Origin of the sequence: Longispora sp. NPDC051575 (assembly GCF_040681875.1) — a bacterium.
Taxonomy (GTDB): Bacteria; Actinomycetota; Actinomycetes; order Mycobacteriales; family Micromonosporaceae; genus Longispora.
Genome location: NZ_JBFAZP010000010.1, coordinates 200304 through 216085, shown reverse-complemented (window position 1 = coordinate 216085; position 15782 = coordinate 200304). Strand labels below are relative to the sequence as shown.

The window sequence follows — 15782 nt, the reverse complement described above, 5'->3', positions numbered from 1 at the left end:
CTAAACGATCGTTAGGTCAGCCTACAGCCAAACGCAAGAAGCCGCGCCCACGCAAGAAGGCGGGCCTCCGAGGAGACCCGCCTTCGACGTGCGACCGGGGCTGGTTACCCGGCAGTGAGGGACAAATTAGCTGGCGAAGAGGGCCAGGCTAGCCGGCGTCGACGTTGTTCCACGCGCCGTTGTTGCAGGAGGCGACGCCGGCACCGATGCCGATGACCGCGCCAACGCCGATGCCACAGACGTTGATCGGGACCTGAACCACGGCGTAGATCTGGTTGCCGTTCAGGACGCCGTCGTTGTCGATCGAGACCTGGTGGACGCCAGCGCCCTCGGTCACGACGGCAGCGGAGGCCTGCGTCGCGCCGCCGGCCACGATGGCGGCGGCCAGCATGCCCACGCTGATGCTCTTGGTGATCCACGGCTTCATGAGAGAGATGCCTTTCTCGGAGGACAGAACTACTGAGGGACCTCGCTTACCAGGGGAACTTTACACATACATGACCTGAAAGTCTGTGATATCCGTAAAAAGTTAAAAAAGGTGCAAGGCCCCAATTTGGGGCCTTGCACCCGAATTTATCGATACACGTCTACCGTGCTGGCGGCGCGGCTTCGCGAGTCTGCTGAGGGTCGTACACAAGGGTCGTGCTCAAGCGAAGAAGTTTCTGGTTCCCGGCGGGCCAGCGCGGACCGGCCCGCCGGGAACTACGTGCTCAGTGCTAGATGCTCATTGCCACGTGCTCAGAAGGAACTCGGTGGTGCTTAGAACAGCTCGCGGGTGGCGGTGACCGTCTCGGCGAGGAAGTTGCCCTCGGTCAGGCCGGCCGACTCCTGCGCGTTGTCGACCGCGCCGTTGGAGCAGCCCGCGATGCCGAGGCCGACGCCGACGACGCCCACGCCGTTGCCACACACGTTGACCGGGATCTGGACCGGCACGTAGACCTGGTTGCCGTTCGCGACACCGTCGTTGTCGTCCGAGAGCTGCAGGACGCCGGCGCCACCGTGGTCGCCACCGTCGTAGCGGGGCGCGGGGGCGACCTGCGGGGCAGCGGCCTTCGGCGCGGCCGGAGCCGGCTGCAGGATGCTGGCCATCTGCGACACCTGGGTGTTCATCTTCGGGGCGGCCGGGGCCTTGGTGGCCTTCTTGGCCTTCTTGTCCTTGGCAGCCTCGGTCGGCGCAACGCTGCCGCCCGCGTTGCTCAGCAGGTTGCCCGCGTCCAGGCCGCCCACGTTCACAGCGTTGCTGCCCGGGGTCAGGTTGCCCAGGGCACCCGCCAGCGGGAGCTTGCCGAGCATGTTGCCGTCGCCGCCCGGCATCGCGAAGGGCAGAGCGTCGGTCGCGCCGGCCTCCTTGCTGTGCTTGTAGTCCGGGCCGCCGTTGTGGTCGCCGCTGTCGACGTTGTCGACCGCGCCGTTGGAGCAGGAGCCGATGCCGATGCCGGCCACCAGCAGGACGCTCACGCCGTTGCCGCAGACGTTGACCGGGACCTGCACGGGCACGTACACCTGGTTGCCGTTGAGGACACCGTCGTTGTCGTGCGAGACCTGCGCGACGCCGGCACCCTCGGTGCGGGCCGACTCGGTGTCGACGTTGTTCTGCGCGCCGTTGGAGCAGCCCGCGAGGCCGACGCCCACGCCGACGACGCCCACGCCGTTGCCACAGACGTTGACCGGCACCTGCACCGGGATGTAAACCTGGTTGCCGTTCAGGACACCGTCGTTGTCCGAGGAGATCTGCGCGACACCGCCGCCACCGTGGCCGCCACCGTGCCGGGCGGGCTGGGCGATCTGGGTGGGCTTGCCAGCCGCGGAGTGGCCGCCGCCGACGGGGGCCGCCGACGCCGCACCGGCGGTCAGCAGGATGGCGCCAGCAGCGAGGACACCGACGTTGATGGTCTTGCGGATCCAAGTCTTCATGACTGAAGTAGAACCTTTCAATAAAGGTACTGAGAAATTGGTTTGCTTTTTATTGGTGCGCAATTCATCCGGCCGCGAATAATCGCGAACAGATTTGCTATTTCTTGAAAAGAAGCCTCGCCCCAGCGCGCACGGTCTCCTACCGCGGAATGAAGAACCGCGCGAGCAGAGTGCTAGTCAACTAGTCAGGCGAGACCATCGGGTCCGCGGCAGAGTCCCGCGAGATCCCGATGAAGGACGTCACAGGCAGCACTCCGGAAACCGGGGCACCGTGTGTGACGGAGGCAGGAGACGAGGCGAAAGAGCCACCGTCCTGCTGGGAACCGGGCAGGCTGCCCGTGCTTCCCGTCGAGCCCATGCCCGGTCCGAATGGCGTCGGCGCGGGCAGGGGGCGCGGCGCCACCGGAGAGGTGGCGTCGCCGACAGCTGCGACCAGGTCGCGAGCCGCACTGTCGTACTCGGGGAGCGTCCGCTCCCACGGGGCGGCCGGGGGGCCGCCACGGACGGCACGAGCACTCGCCTCGAGAGGCGAGGGTGCCTGACCGTTGTTCGCCGGGATGACCAACCGCGGCGTGTCGTCGGTGCCCCTGTCCAGTCCCAGCCCCAGCGTCCGCGACACCGGCTGCGTGAGCGGACGAACCATGTCCGTCACAGGCGCGGTGAGCGTGGAAAGTGGTGCCAGGAGAGAGGAGTCACCCGTCTCGGCGGGGGTCTCGGTGACGACCGAGACCACAGCCCGCGTGGTCTGCGCGAGAACCGTCACCACCTGGTTGGTGGTGCCGGGGGAAGATGCCCGGTCCGCCTCGGATCCCGTGCTCAGAATGCTGGGCACGATACCCAGGATCGGCTCAACTGCGGCCTTTACCTGGGAGTTCGCCGGTGCCAGTCCGGCGTCCTTGGCGGTGTCGGGTGCGCCGAGCGGCGCCGTGACGGTCTCCGTCATCGGCGCGACGTTCAGTGCGTCGGCCTGGACACCGGGGTCCGCCTGGGCGGCGGAACCGGAGAGCAGCCAGGCGGTTGCGGCGAAACCCGCGATGGTGAGCGCCTTCAGAGCGTGCGCACGCCAGGACCGCGCTACGCGCTCGGTCTTCGGCGTGGTCATCGCTGAATCGTCCCCTTCGTTGGTCTTTCGCAACTACTGACTCAACGAAGGGGCCAACTCGGGCGTCACGGGTTATTCGGGAAAAAGATATTAGATTCTCGGGCCGGCTTTCAGGACTCCCGAAGGCAACTCGCGACCCACGATCTCCTGAGCGAGTTTCGCGGATTCGATCAGTGCCGCGAGATCAATTCCGGTGTCGATTCCCATGTCCTCGAGCATGTGCACGACCTCCTCGGTCGCGACGTTGCCCGTGGCCCCCGGCGCGTACGGGCAGCCGCCCAGGCCGCCGATCGCCGCGTCGTACTCGGTGACCCCCAACTGGAGGGCCGTGAGGATGTTGGCGAGCGCCGTGCCCCGGGTGTTGTGGAAGTGCAGGAGGAGAGGAGTGCCCGCGTGCCGCTGGAGCACCGGGTCCACCACCTCGAGCACCCGGCGGGGCGTGGCCATGCCCGTGGTGTCCCCGAAGGAGATCCGGTCCGCGCCGTCGGCGAGCACCCGGTCCACGATCGCGTGCACCCGCTTGGGGTCCACGTCCCCCTCGTACGGGCAGCCGAAGGACGTCGACACGATCACCTCGGCCGTCGCGCCCGCGGTGTGCAGCAGGTCGATCAGGCCGGCGATGTCGTCGAGCGACTCGTCCGTACTCCTGTTGACGTTCTTCAGGTTGTGGGTGTTGGACGCCGAGACCACGACCTCGATCTCGGTGAAACCGGCGGCCAGCGCCCGCTCCGCGCCCTTCGAGTTGGGCACGAGCGCGGAGTAGCGCACGCCCTCGGCCCTGGCCGCCGCCGCCCACACCTCGGAGGCGTCCGCCATCTGCGGGATCGCCTTCGGGTGCACGAAGCTGACGGCCTCGATCCGCCCGACCCCGTTGCGGGACAACGAGTCCAGCAGCCGGACCTTGGCGTCGGTCGGGACGACGTCCTCGTTCTGCAGGCCGTCGCGCGGCCCCACCTCGCGGATGGAGACCTGACTCGGCAGGTTCACTGTGCCTCCCTGATGCCCGGGGCCGAAGCCCCGCTCTCCATGGTCTCTCGGCGCGGGACGGCCGGCCCGGGTGCGCCCCGGGCCGGCCTGTGATCTAGCGCATCCGCCCCACGATGCCCGTGTCGTAGTCGCCGCTGAGGAACTCGGGGTTCTCCAGCAGCTCCGCGAAGAACGGCAGGTTGTTCTTCGGTCCGACGATCGTGAACCCGGCGACGGCGGCCTTGGCCTTCTCGATCGCGGCCTCACGGGTGTCGGCGTGCACGATGACCTTGGCCATCAGCGAGTCGTAGAACGGGGTGACCGTGGTGTTCGGCCCGTAGCCGGCGTCGACGCGCACGTCACCGGTCGGCTCGATCCACTCCTTGACCACGCCGGGGCCGGGCAGGAACCGCTTCGGGTCCTCGGCGTTGACCCGCAGCTCGATGGCGTGCCCGTGCGGGGTGGTCGGCACCTCCACCGGCAGGCCCGAGGCCACCCGGAGCTGCGCCTCGACCAGGTCGATGCCGAACACGGCCTCGGTGACCGGGTGCTCGACCTGGAGCCGGGTGTTCATCTCCAGGAAGTAGAAGTCACCGGTGGCGGGGTCGAGCAGGCATTCCACGGTACCGGCGTTGCGGTAGTCCACAGCCTCACCGGCCTTCACGGCGGCGGCGAGCATCCGGGTACGGGTCTCGGCGGAGATGCCCGGCGACGGGGACTCCTCGACCAGCTTCTGGTTGCGGCGCTGCACGGAGCACTCCCGCTCGCCGAGCGCGACGACCGTGCCGTCGGCCAGGCCGAGGATCTGCACCTCGACGTGCCGGATCCGGGGGAAGTACTTCTCCACGAGGACGCTGCCGTCGCCGAACATCCGCTCGGCGAACCCGCGCACCTTGTCGTACTCCACGCCGAGCTGGGCCGCGTCGTACGCCGGGGCCATGCCCATCCCGCCGCCGCCGGCCGAAGCCTTGATCATGACCGGGTAGCCGATCTCCTCGGCGGCCGCGAGCGCGAGCTCCACGGTGTCGACCGGGTCCGGCGTACCGGGCGCGACGGGCACGCCGGCCGCCTGCATCAGGTTCCGCGCGTTGATCTTGTCGCCCATGGCGGTGATCGCGTCGCCGGACGGGCCGACCCAGATCAGGCCCTCTTCGGCGACCTTCCTCGCGAACTCGGCGTTCTCGGACAGGAAGCCGTAACCGGGGTGGATCGCCTGCGCGCCGGTCTTCTTCGCCGCTGTGAGAACCGCCTCACCGTTGCGGTACGACTCCGCCGGGCTGGCCGGGCCGATCAGCACCGCCTCGTCGGCCTCCAGCACGAACGGCATGTCGGCGTCGGCCTCCGAGTACACCGCGATGGCGCGGATCCCGAGCCGTTTCGCGGTACGGATGATCCGGCGGGCGATCTCGCCCCGGTTGGCGACCAGCAGCGACTCGATCACGTTTATCCTCCGAAAACCACAGACTGAACGATCGTTAGGTTATCTCAGCGGTCTACCGACCTGCTATACCCGAAGACATGATCTCGCCCTGCCCCGAGTGCGGCGGCCCCCGGGTATCCGCGCCACTCTACGGCGACGTCGCGATCGGCCGCGGCAGCTGGCCCGTCCGGCACGTCGTCGACCTGCGCTGTCTCGCCTGTCTCGAATGCGGATACACCGCACTCTATGCCAAGGATCTCGACCGGCTGAGGAAGGCGGCCCGGAAGCACCCGAAGCAGCTGAGCACGGGGGAAGACGGGCCGGCGATCCCGCAGCAGCACCGGAGATACGACGCGGACACGTCCGAGCAGCGGACCGTCCAGGCGTGGGATCCGGACAAGCGGGGCTAGGCCGGCTCGGCCCGGCGTGACTCAGCCGGGCGCGGTGGGGCCAGCTTGGCGGCACCGGCCCGGCGGGCCGGCTCCCGGCCTCAGCCCCGCAGCGCCGCCAACGCCGAAGCCCGCAACAGCACCGACCGCCGCTCGCGGTCGACCTCCCCGCCCAGGAACGGCGTCGAGTTCATCAACCCGAACGCCGCGTGCGCGAGCACCCGGGCCTCCGCCGGGTCCAGCTCCGGCCGCAGCTTGATCAGCACGGCGACCCACTCCTCGACGTACAGCCGCTGGAGCCGGCGGATCTCCCGGCGCGGCTCCGGGGGCAGCCGGTCCAGCTCGTGCAGGTGCACGGCGATCACGGCCGGGTGCTCCAGCGCGAACTCCACGTGGAAGCCGATCAGCGCGGCGAGCGCCTCCTCCGGCGTACCCCCCTCGGCGACCCTGTCCCGGCCGCCGGCCAGGAGTTGCTCACTCACCGGAGTCAACGCGGCGGCCAGCATGGCCTCCTTGCCGGCGAAGTGGTGGTACAGCGCCGGACCGGTCACCCCGGCCGCGCCGCCGATGTCGTCCATCGACACGCCGTGGTACCCCCGGGTCGCGAACAGCTCAACCGCGATCTCCAGGATCTCTTCGCGGCGGGTACGGCGACGGGGCAGCGCCAGGCGTTCAGTCACCCGCACAGGGTAACTCGCGGGTAACCAGCCCGGGAACTCCTGCACCGCCGCCGGGACTCACCCTGAGTGTTCGCCCAGCCCCCGATCCGGCGCCCGGCCCGCCACTCCGAGGGGCGGGCCGGGCCCGACGCCCCGGGGAAGCGGGCCGGGGCGGCGGCTACCCCCGGGCCTCCGCCAGCAGCTCCCGGACGTGCTCGCGCTGCGGCGCCTCCTCGGGCAGCACGCTGAGCACCTCCTCCAGCACCGGCACCGCCTCCGCCGGCCGTCCCACCCGGATCAGCAGCCGACCGCGCATCGTGTCGGCGGTGATCGCCTCGTAGACCGCCCCGATCCCGGCCAGCGCCTCGGCCACCGGGGTGACCCGGTCCAGGGCGTCGGCGGGCCGGTCGTTGTTCGCCAGGATCCGGGCCGCGTCGAAGCCGAGCATGGCGCGCTCGAAGATCTGCGGCGGCTCGTCGGTCGGCACCTTCGCTGCCACGGCGTCGGCGGCGGACAGCCCCTCGATCGCCTTGTCCGGTTCGCCGGCCCACTGCCAGGACAGCGCGGCCCGGCGCCGGGCCCGGAGTTCATCCAGATCAGCACCCATTTTCTGGTACGCCGCCGCGGCCCCCGCGAAGCTCTCCGCCGCCGCCGCGTCCCGGTCCACGGTGTCCAGGTGCTCCCCGGACTCCTCCCGCAACTGCGCCTCCCCGGCCAGGTTCCCGCTGGTCAGGCAGCTGTCGATCAGCTCGTCCAGGATCGCGAGCGCCTGGTCGACCTGCCCGATCTGCGCGTACGCCTTGGACAGGATGTACCGGGCCCGCTCCGCCCCGTCGACGTCCCCGGACCGGGCCAGCAGCGGCTCCGCGTCCTCGGCGGCCAGCGCGGCCTCGTCGGGGCGCCCGGCGTTCAGGTAGCAGCTGGCCAGTTCCATGCCGGCCGCCCCGGCCATCGGGGTGCCCGGCAGGCCGGCCATGACGGCCCGGAAGTCGGCGACGGCCCCGTCGGGGTCCCCGAGGTGCAGCAGCATGTTGCCGCGCATCAGGCGGGCCCCGGCGAGCGGTTCGGGGCTGGTGGTCAGGGCGATGGCCCGGCCGGCGTGCTCGACCCCGGACCGCAGGCCCTCCTCGGTGCCCAGGTTGGCCTCGGTCTGCGACCAGTACAGCGCGATGACGGCCGTCAGCTCGTCCTTGCCCAGCGGGGCGGCCAGTTCGTGCGCGAGGGCGAACGCGGCGGAGGCCTCCCCGGGCTGGCCGGCGAACAGCAGGGCCAGCCCGAGCCGGCACTGCGCGTTGGAGGCCTGCTCGCTCGTCCCGTGCCGGGTGATGTACTCCGCCCCGCCCGACAACTCCAGGATCTGCCCCGCCGCGTCCCCGGACCGGGCCCGGTGCAGCGCGAGCCGGCCCAGTACGGACCGGTGCCGGACCTCGTCGCCGGCCGCCGCGAACAGCTCGGCGGCCTCCTGCCAGGCGGCGGTACCCGCCTCGGGGTCGGCGTCGATCAGCTCGGCGCCGCGCGCGTTGACCCGGCGGGCCCGCAGGGCGCCCTCCGGTTCGGGGCACACCTCGTCGAACCGGGCCCACAGCTGCGCCGACCGGCCCAGGTCGTACGTGTCCTCGGCCCGCTCGACCAGTTCCTCGGGGCTCAACCCGGGCTCCACCTCCACCGGGGTGGCGGGCCGGACCGCCGCCGGCGCCGGGGTGACCGCGGACAACGGCAGGTGCTCGACCAGCGGCTCCGCGGCCAGCCGGGCCCGGACCCGGTCGCCCTGGGCCGGGGTGCCGTTGCGGGCGTCGAACCGGGCCGCCAGGGCCAGCGCCCGGTCGGTCAGTTCGACGCGCAGCGCGGCGACCGTCTTCTCCGCCCGGCCGACGGGGGTCGCGCCGTGCCCGGCCTCGTCCAGCCGGCGGAGCAGCAGGCCGGCCGACGCGCAGAACCACATGTCGGCGGCCGGGGTGTCCGGGGCGTCCAGCCAGCCCAGGTGCCGTTCGAGGATCTCCAGGCCGCGCGCCTCGTTGCCGGTGCGCGCGCAGAACACCAGGTGGTCGCCGACCGAGTCGAGGTCGGACCGGTTGAACTGGATCGCCCGGTACGCGCGGCGGTGCGCGTCGCGGGCCTCCTCCAGCCTGCCGGTGCGCACGTACGGCTCCAGGAGGCCGGTGAGGATCTGTTGGGGCTGTTCCCGGCAGGTCAGGGTGCCGGCGAGCACGGGGGTGGCGAGCGCCACGGACTCCTCGTACCGGCCGATGTGGTTGAAATGGGTCATCGTCGCGGTCGGGTCGCACCCGGCGCAGTCGGAGAACTCCCCGCGCGGGCTGGCCTGCCACTGCCGGAAGTGCTCGGCGGCGGCCTCCTCGTCCCCGAGGTGGTGGGCGAGGACCCAGCGGTAGTGGTGCACGGGGTGCAGGCTGGTGTTGGCCTCGCGGTAGCGGCGTTCCATGTCGGCGAGCACGGCCCGGGTGCGCTCCAGCTCCACCTCCGGGAACTGGGTCAGCCCCGACACCATGTCCTTCATGTGCCACAGCAGCTGGTGGGTCAGGCCGTCGTCGCCCTCGCCCCGGTCGTGCGCCGCCAGACACCACGCGAACGGCACGAACGACTTGACCCGCTCGCCGCCGTAGACGTACGCCCCGGTGGCCAGGATCCGCGCCGCGTACTGGATCTCCTTGAGCCCCTGGGCGTCCGCGTGCCGGATGATCTCCTCGACGGCGGCGATCTGCCCGGTGCCGTACGGCAACGACCACGCGTCGCTGATCATGTCGCGCAACTGCGCCTCAGTAGGACTCACGGGGTCTCCTCAGCGGTCGGTACGGCCTGGTTCAGCAGCCCCAGGAAGGAACGGTTCAGCAGCGCGGCGTCGGCCGGCCGGATCGGGTGGTAGCCGAGCAGCAGCGCCTGGCCGTACAGAGACTCGACCGAGAGGCCGACCAGCTCGGAGTCGCCGAGGCCCGCGATCCGGCGGACCAGCGGGTTGCGGTGGTTGAGCACGAGCTGGGGCCGCTGGTCGGCGGGCTTGTCGAACGCGGCGAGCACCCCCGCCCACAGCTCGTCGGCCTTGTCCCGGGTGTTGCGCAGCTCCGCCGCGAACGCGGCGGACCGGTCCAGCAGGTACAGCGCGGGCAGGGTCGCCGGCTCGAACGTCCGGAGCACCACCTCGCAGCCCAGCTTGTCCATGCTGCGCTGGGCGGCGCCGAGGAACGCGCGCAGCGACAGCTCGACCCCGGGCTCCACCGACTCGAACCGGGTGGCCAGGTCCGTCGGGTCGAGGCGTTCGACCCGCAGGCCCGGTTCGAGGGCGGGCAGGCGCTCGATGAGCTGGGCGTCGTACACGTACCCCCCGTTGACGAGGGCGATGTCCTGCGCGGCGGCCACACCGGCGAGCTGGCGGAACTCGTCGGCGGTGGCGGTGTAGCGCACCAGCCCGTACCGGCCCCGGAAGTCCGCGAGGGTCATCCGGCCCACGTTGGTCTCCACCGGCCACCACTGCTCGACCAGCCGGAGCATCTCGTCGTCGTGCAGGGCGAGCGCCTTGACGCCGAGGTGGTGGATGTTGAGGAACTCGCCGAGCCGGTCGGGGTCCCGCTGGGCGAGGCCGACGAGCCAGCCGCGCAGCTGGTCGCCGAGCGCCTCGCGGGTCTCCTCCAGCTGCCCGTCCTGGTAGAGCGCCTCCCGGCTGGCGGTGGGCCGCAGCTCCCCCGCGTCGATCACGCACCGGGCGAAGAAGCCCCAGGCGGGCAGCAGGTCCTTGACGGCCTCGCTGAGCAGCATCCGCTTCAGGTAGACCCGGTGACCGGCCTTGTCGGCCAGGTTCGCCGGGAACGGCAACACGTAGGCCACCCCGGTCAGGCCCGAGCCGGGCACCTTCAACTCGATCGCGTCGAAGGGCGTGAAGCCGAGGACGTCCTGGGCGTACCCGACCAGGTCGGCGCGGCGCATCGCCGGCTCCTCCGCCGCCCACGGCAGGCCGGCACCGGAGACGGGCTCCCCGTTGACCCGCACCGTGAACGGCAGCATCGAGCCGTAGAGCCTCGCGAGCTCCAGGACCGTGGGGGCCTCGAACCACTGCTCGCTGCCCGCGCGGGCGGCCAGGGTCACCGTGGTGCCGGGCTCCGGGCGGGACTCGGCGACGACCCGCACCTGGTACGTACCGTCGGAGCGCCCGAGCCACTCCACAGTGGGAGCGTCCCCGCACCGGGTCAGCACCCGCACCTCGTCGGCGACCAGGAACGCGGACAACAGCCCGATCCCGAACTGGCCGAGGAACTCGTGCCGGGCGAAGCCCAGCTCGTCCCGCTTGGAACTACGGCCGATGGTGGCCAGCAGCTCGTGCACCTGGGCCTCGGTCAGGCCGATGCCGGGGTCGGAGATCGTCAGCCGCGCCCCGTCCGTGCCGATCTCGATGTCAGCCGACTCCGCCCCGGTCGCGGTCACCGCGTCGACGGCGTTCTGGAGCAGCTCCCGGACGTACACCCGGGGACTCGAATAGAGGTGATGACTGAGCAAATCGACGATACCGCGTAGGTCTACCTGGAATGTTCGCTCCACGGGCGACCACGGTACCCACCTCGCGCGAAGTTCGCCCGCCTGCTCCGCCACCAGTTCCGCGAACAGAGCCCGGCGAGCAGCGCGCCGACCCCGTTGACGAGCACGTCGTCTACGGAGGAGTGCCGCCCGATCGACAGCGCGTACTGCAACGCCTCCACGGTCACCGACGCCGCGGCGCCCACCAGGAGGAGCCGCCACCACCGGCCGAACCAGGCCCAGCGCACCGGCAGGCAGAACCCGAGCGCGGCGAAGACGAGGAGGTTGCCGCCGATCTGCTCGACCAGCAGGCTCGTACCCCCGAAGATCTGACCGGGCAGGTCGGTGAACGGCACCAGTGACAGCGACCGACCCGACCCGTTGGGGCTGAGGATCATCCAGACCCACGGCACGGTGCCGACGACCATCGCCACGTCGCACAGGGCGGTGCGCCAGCTGCCCCGCCACGCGGCCAGCGCCCAGGCGGCGAGCGCGGCGAGCGGCAGCGCGGCCAGCGCGGGCCCGATCACCTCGCCCCAGGTGTCCCATGTGCGGTGCATCCGGCAAGTGTGCCCGGAACCCTTGTCGGAACAAGCGGACGGAGGGAGGCTGATGTCATGGCCTCCCCCAAGCACGCCGACGCCTGGCGCCACACCTACGGCGCGTCCCTGCAACTCGCCCACCAGTTCAGTCCGGCCGACTGGGACCGGAGAACGGAGTGCCCGGCCTGGTCGGTGCGCGACATCGTGTCCCACCTGGTCGGCGCGGAACAGTGGGTCCTGGGCGACCGCCCGGAGTACGACCTGCCGGACCTGGACCACGTGCGCACGGACTTCGACCGGTGGACCGAGGTGCACGTCCTGCAACGCCGCGACGTGCCGCCGGCGACCCTGCTGGCCGAGTTCCAGGAGGTGTACGACCGCCGCTCCGCCCAGCTCGCCGCCCAGGACGGCGCGGACGAGGTCCCGACCCCGTGGGGCTTCGACGCGCCGGTGGACCACGCGGTCGCCACCCGGATCTACGACTGCTGGACCCACGAGCAGGACCTGCGCCGGGCGGTCGGCCGGCCCGGCAACCTGGACTCCCCGGCGGCCCGGGTGGTCCGGTCGCAGCTGTTGCACGCCCTGCCCCGTCTGGTGGCCAGGGAGGCGCGGGCCGAACCGGGGCAGGTGGTCCGGCTGGAGGTGACCGGGCAGTTGTCGTTCGACACGGACATCGCGGTGGATCCCGACGGGCTCGGGGTGGCGCGGGCGTCGACGGGGCACGCGTCGGTGGTGCTGAACACGAGCTGGGAGACGTTCGCCCGGCTGTGCAGCGGTCGACTGCCGGCGAACCGGGCGCCGGTGACGTACCTGGGGAATGTGGAACTGGGGTTGCGGGTGGCGCAGTCGTTGATCGTGACGCCCTGAGGCAAGGGGCGCGACACCCCGGGCCGTCCGCCCGGTCGCACGCCCGGCCCGCCCAGTCGCACGCCCGGCCCGCCTAGTCGAACGGCAGCAGCTCCGGCCGCTTGGCGTGCCGCCCGTCCCCGGACGACCGCCCCGTCAGCCGGCGCTGGATCCACGGCGCGAGATGCTCGCGCACCCACAGCGCGTCGGCCTTCCGCCGGGTCAGCCACGGGGCCGGCACCGCCGGGGGCAGCTCCGCGCGCCAGGCCGGCTCCGGCGGCACCCCCAGGGCTTCGAGGGCGTGGGCGGCGACCCGGCGGTGCCCGGCGGCGTTGAGGTGCAGCCGGTCGATGCTCCACAGCCGGGGGTCGTCCAGGCTCCGGTCGCCGTGCATGTCGACGATGTGCGCCCCGTGCCGCTTCGCCGCCGCCCGGACCGCCTCGTTCATGGTCTGGGTCCGGGCCCGCATCAGCGCCTTGCCGGGCAGCCGGGCCCCGAAGTCGGCGAACTGGAACAGCAGCACGTCCGCCCCGCTGGCCCGCAGCATCCGGACGATCTCGTCGAACCGTTCGATCAACGTGGGCAGGTCGACCTTGCGGCGGAGCACGTCGTTGCCGCCGGCCGCGAAGCTGACCAGGTCGGGGCGCATCCGCAGCGTCGCCGGGACCTGCTCGTCGACCACGGCGTCGAACTTCTTGCCGCGCACGGCCAGGTTGGCGTAGCGCAGGGGGCCCTCCTGGGCGAGGCGGGCGGCGACGAGGTCGGCCCAGCCCCGGTACGCCCCGCTGGGCAGGGCGTCATCCATCCCCTCGGTGAAGCTGTCTCCCACCGCGACAAAGCTGGACCAGCGCATGAAGACAGTTTTACAACTCGGTCGGCCCCAACGCCTAACTCGCTGGTAATGACCCTCCTTACAGCGAATACTCAGCGGGCATGGTGAACAGAATGTCGACCTTGTTCCTGCGCACGCTCCGTGAGAACCCCGCCGAGGCAGAGGTGCCGAGCCACCGTCTGCTGCTGCGCGCGGGGTACGTCCGCCGCGTCGCCCCGGGTTCCTACACGTGGCTGCCGCTGGGTCGGCTGCTGCTCGACCAGGTGTCCCGGGTGATCCGCGAGGAGATGGCCGCGACCGGCGCCCAGGAGGTGTCCTTCCCCGCGATGCTGCCCCGGGACGTGTACGACACGTCGGGCCGGTTCGCCGAGTACGGCGAGGACATGTTCACGCTCCGGGACCGGCGCGCGGCGGAGTACGTCCTCGGCCCCACGCATGAGGAGATGTTCACGCTGCTCGTGAAGGACCTCTACTCCTCGTACCGCGACTACCCCGTCACCCTCTTCCAGATCGGCACCAAGTTCCGCGACGAGCGGCGACCCCGGGGCGGGCTGTTGCGCGGCCGGGAGTTCCTGATGAAGGACGCGTACTCGTTCGACACCTCCGAGGCCGGGCTCATGGAGTCCTACGCCGCCCAGCGGGCCGCCTACCAGCGGGTCTTCGACCGGTTCGGGCTCGACTACACCGTGGTCGACGCGATGTCCGGTCCGATGGGCGGTTCGGGGTCGGAGGAGTTCCTGGCGCGCTCCGAGGTGGGCGAGGACACGTTCGCGGGCTGCTCGAAGTGCGGCTACGCGGCCAACGTCGAGGCGGTGCTGACCCGGGCGCCCGGCACGGGTCCCGGTGCCGGCCCGCTGCGGGTGATCGACACCCCGGACACCCCCACGATCGAGTCCCTGGTCACGGTCGTGCGGGGCCTCGGCTTCGACATCACGGCGGCGCAGACCCTGAAGAACGTCGTCCTGGCGGTACGGGCCACCGACGGCACGACCACACCCCTGGTGATCGGCGTCCCCGGCGACCGGGACGTGGACATGAAGCGGGTCGAGGCGGCGCTCTTCCCCGCCACGGTCACCATGTTCGAGGACTTCGCCGCGTACCCCCAGCTCGTGCCCGGCTACATCGGGCCGCAGGGCCTGACCGGGGTCCGCTACCTGGTGGATCCCCGGGTGGTGCCCGGCAGCGCCTGGGTCACCGGGGCCAACGCCGCCGGGCAGCACGCCGTGGACGTGGTCTGCGGGCGGGACTTCACCCCGGACGGCACGATCGAGGCCGCGGCGGTCCTGGCCGGGGACCCCTGTCCCACCTGCGGCGAGGGGCTGGCCATGGAACGCGGGATCGAGATCGGGCACATCTTCGCGCTGGGTACCCGCTTCTCCGACGACTTCGGGCTCGACGCCCTGGGCCCGGACTCCGAGCGGATCCGGATCCAGATGGGCTCGTACGGCATCGGGGTGTCCCGGGTGGTGGCCGCCATCGCCGAGCAGCAGCACGACGAGCGCGGGCTGTGCTGGGGGCGCGAGGTGGCCCCGTTCCAGGTGCACATCGTGGCACTCGGAAAGGAGCAGACGGCCGCGTCCCTCGAGTTGGCTGCCTCGTTGGAGTCTGTGGGCCTGCGCGTGCTCGTCGACGACCGCCAGGGGGTGTCCGCCGGGGTGACGTTCACCGACGCGGAACTCCTGGGCGCGCCGACGTGCGTCGTGCTCGGCCGCCGGTACGCCGAGGGCTTCGTCGAGCTCCGCGACCGCCGGTCGGGCACCCGCGAGGACGTGTCGTTGGAGTCACTGGCTGTGAGGCTTCTCTAGTTATCCACAGCCTCGCGTTGTCCACAGCCCTCGGTGTCTCCCGACACCGGGGGCTGTACTTCACAGAAGGCTGATTTCGGACCGTTGGCCCCAGGAGGCTGCTTGTTTCACGTGAAACCCCCACGCGGAGCGCTCAGATCCCCCTAAAGTGGGGCGTAACGAAGGGGGCGTTGTCCCCAGAAGTTGTCCACAGCCTGTGGATAAACATGTGTGCAGAAGATCGCACCCCGTGGTTGTCCACAGGGTGCTGATGGTTATCCACAGAGTTATCCACAGCCTGTGTGGATAACGGGATGACGGATCGTAAGCGTGGTTCGTGATGCGAGTTGGTGCGGTGCGGCGTACTGCTGGTGCCTCGTACTGGTGGAGACGAGGGGAATCGAACCCCTAACCCCTGCCTTGCAAAGGCAGTGCTCTGCCAATTGAGCTACGTCCCCGCGGCGGCCGTGTGGTGCCCCGGGCGCCGGGGTTGATTATCGCAGGTCGGGCGAGGTGGTGGCCTCGTGCCACAGGGCGCGCTCGTCGTTCGCGTCCTTGACCTTCTTGACGACGAACGCGGCGACCCCGAGGATGCCGGCGATGATGATGATCTTCTTCAGCATCGGGGTAGCTCCCTAAGCGATCGAGCGTTGTTCAATCCTGGGTGGGGCTAGCTGGAATCGAACCAGCGACCTCAGAGTTATCAGCTCTGCGCTCTAACCGACTGAGCTATAGCCCCGTGACACGCGAGAGCAAACTTTACCCCACGCCCTCCCGGCCCTCAAATCGGGACCCCACCCCCGTCGA

Annotated in this window: 14 protein-coding genes, 2 tRNA genes and 1 pseudogene; 3 read left to right on the top strand and 14 right to left on the bottom strand. The window is 70.9% G+C overall.

Annotated elements, in window-relative coordinates; genetic code table 11:
- Positions 1-148 precede the first annotated feature (148 nt).
- From AB0M43_RS30105 to AB0M43_RS30080, 6 genes and pseudogenes are all read right to left on the bottom strand, one after another.
- A complete protein-coding gene (locus AB0M43_RS30105) occupies positions 149-427 on the bottom strand; it encodes a chaplin family protein (RefSeq protein WP_363729153.1) in 279 nt (92 codons plus the stop codon).
- A gap of 332 nt (positions 428-759) precedes the next feature.
- On the bottom strand, positions 760-1443 hold the full coding sequence (locus tag AB0M43_RS30100) for a chaplin family protein (RefSeq protein ID WP_363729317.1): 684 nt from the start codon (positions 1441-1443) through the stop codon (positions 760-762).
- Positions 1444-1446: 3 nt separating this feature from the next.
- Positions 1447-1914, bottom strand: a pseudogene (locus AB0M43_RS30095) (chaplin family protein); the annotation flags it as partial.
- A 181-nt stretch (positions 1915-2095) separates the two neighbouring features.
- The gene (locus tag AB0M43_RS30090; protein WP_363729152.1) at positions 2096-3016 is read right to left on the bottom strand and encodes a hypothetical protein; all 921 of its coding nucleotides are present in this window, start codon (positions 3014-3016) and stop codon (positions 2096-2098) included.
- A 90-nt stretch (positions 3017-3106) separates the two neighbouring features.
- On the bottom strand, positions 3107-3997 hold the full coding sequence (locus tag AB0M43_RS30085; protein WP_363729315.1) for a hydroxymethylglutaryl-CoA lyase: 891 nt from the start codon (positions 3995-3997) through the stop codon (positions 3107-3109).
- Between the two features lie 100 nt (positions 3998-4097).
- The gene (locus AB0M43_RS30080; RefSeq protein WP_363729151.1) at positions 4098-5423 is read right to left on the bottom strand and encodes a biotin carboxylase N-terminal domain-containing protein; all 1326 of its coding nucleotides are present in this window, start codon (positions 5421-5423) and stop codon (positions 4098-4100) included.
- A gap of 77 nt (positions 5424-5500) precedes the next feature.
- Between AB0M43_RS30080 and AB0M43_RS30075 the strand changes: the two genes are divergently transcribed.
- On the top strand, positions 5501-5812 hold the full coding sequence (locus tag AB0M43_RS30075; protein ID WP_363729150.1) for a hypothetical protein: 312 nt from the start codon (positions 5501-5503) through the stop codon (positions 5810-5812).
- Positions 5813-5892: 80 nt separating this feature from the next.
- On the opposite strand, the gene AB0M43_RS30070 is transcribed toward AB0M43_RS30075, so the two are convergent.
- The 4 genes from AB0M43_RS30070 to AB0M43_RS30055 form a co-directional block, all read right to left on the bottom strand.
- The gene (locus AB0M43_RS30070) at positions 5893-6471 is read right to left on the bottom strand and encodes a TetR/AcrR family transcriptional regulator (protein WP_363729149.1); all 579 of its coding nucleotides are present in this window, start codon (positions 6469-6471) and stop codon (positions 5893-5895) included.
- Positions 6472-6628: 157 nt separating this feature from the next.
- Positions 6629-9238, bottom strand: a complete 2610-nt coding sequence (locus AB0M43_RS30065; protein WP_363729148.1) for a tetratricopeptide repeat protein — start codon at positions 9236-9238, stop codon at positions 6629-6631.
- On the bottom strand, positions 9235-10995 hold the full coding sequence (locus AB0M43_RS30060) for an HSP90 family protein (protein ID WP_363729147.1): 1761 nt from the start codon (positions 10993-10995) through the stop codon (positions 9235-9237). Before AB0M43_RS30060 ends, AB0M43_RS30065 begins: the two co-directional genes overlap by 4 nt.
- Positions 10974-11531, bottom strand: a complete 558-nt coding sequence (locus AB0M43_RS30055; protein ID WP_363729146.1) for a VanZ family protein — start codon at positions 11529-11531, stop codon at positions 10974-10976. Before AB0M43_RS30055 ends, AB0M43_RS30060 begins: the two co-directional genes overlap by 22 nt.
- A gap of 57 nt (positions 11532-11588) precedes the next feature.
- Between AB0M43_RS30055 and AB0M43_RS30050 the strand changes: the two genes are divergently transcribed.
- Entirely contained in the window at positions 11589-12380 is a 792-nt protein-coding gene (locus tag AB0M43_RS30050; protein WP_363729145.1) for a maleylpyruvate isomerase family mycothiol-dependent enzyme, read from the top strand.
- A 73-nt stretch (positions 12381-12453) separates the two neighbouring features.
- On the opposite strand, the gene AB0M43_RS30045 is transcribed toward AB0M43_RS30050, so the two are convergent.
- The gene (locus AB0M43_RS30045) at positions 12454-13212 is read right to left on the bottom strand and encodes an SGNH/GDSL hydrolase family protein (RefSeq protein WP_363729144.1); all 759 of its coding nucleotides are present in this window, start codon (positions 13210-13212) and stop codon (positions 12454-12456) included.
- Between the two features lie 80 nt (positions 13213-13292).
- On the opposite strand from AB0M43_RS30045, the gene AB0M43_RS30040 reads away from it, so the two are divergent.
- Positions 13293-14996, top strand: a complete 1704-nt coding sequence (locus tag AB0M43_RS30040; RefSeq protein WP_363729143.1) for a proline--tRNA ligase — start codon at positions 13293-13295, stop codon at positions 14994-14996.
- A 361-nt stretch (positions 14997-15357) separates the two neighbouring features.
- Here the strand turns inward: AB0M43_RS30040 and AB0M43_RS30035 are convergent.
- The 3 genes from AB0M43_RS30035 to AB0M43_RS30025 all read right to left on the bottom strand — a co-directional run bounded on the left by AB0M43_RS30035 (position 15358) and on the right by AB0M43_RS30025 (position 15714).
- Positions 15358-15433, bottom strand: a tRNA-Ala gene (locus AB0M43_RS30035).
- Positions 15434-15469: 36 nt separating this feature from the next.
- On the bottom strand, positions 15470-15598 hold the full coding sequence (locus tag AB0M43_RS30030) for a DLW-39 family protein (protein WP_231398964.1): 129 nt from the start codon (positions 15596-15598) through the stop codon (positions 15470-15472).
- Positions 15599-15640: 42 nt separating this feature from the next.
- Positions 15641-15714: transfer RNA gene (locus tag AB0M43_RS30025), tRNA-Ile, on the bottom strand.
- Positions 15715-15782: the final 68 nt, after the last annotated feature.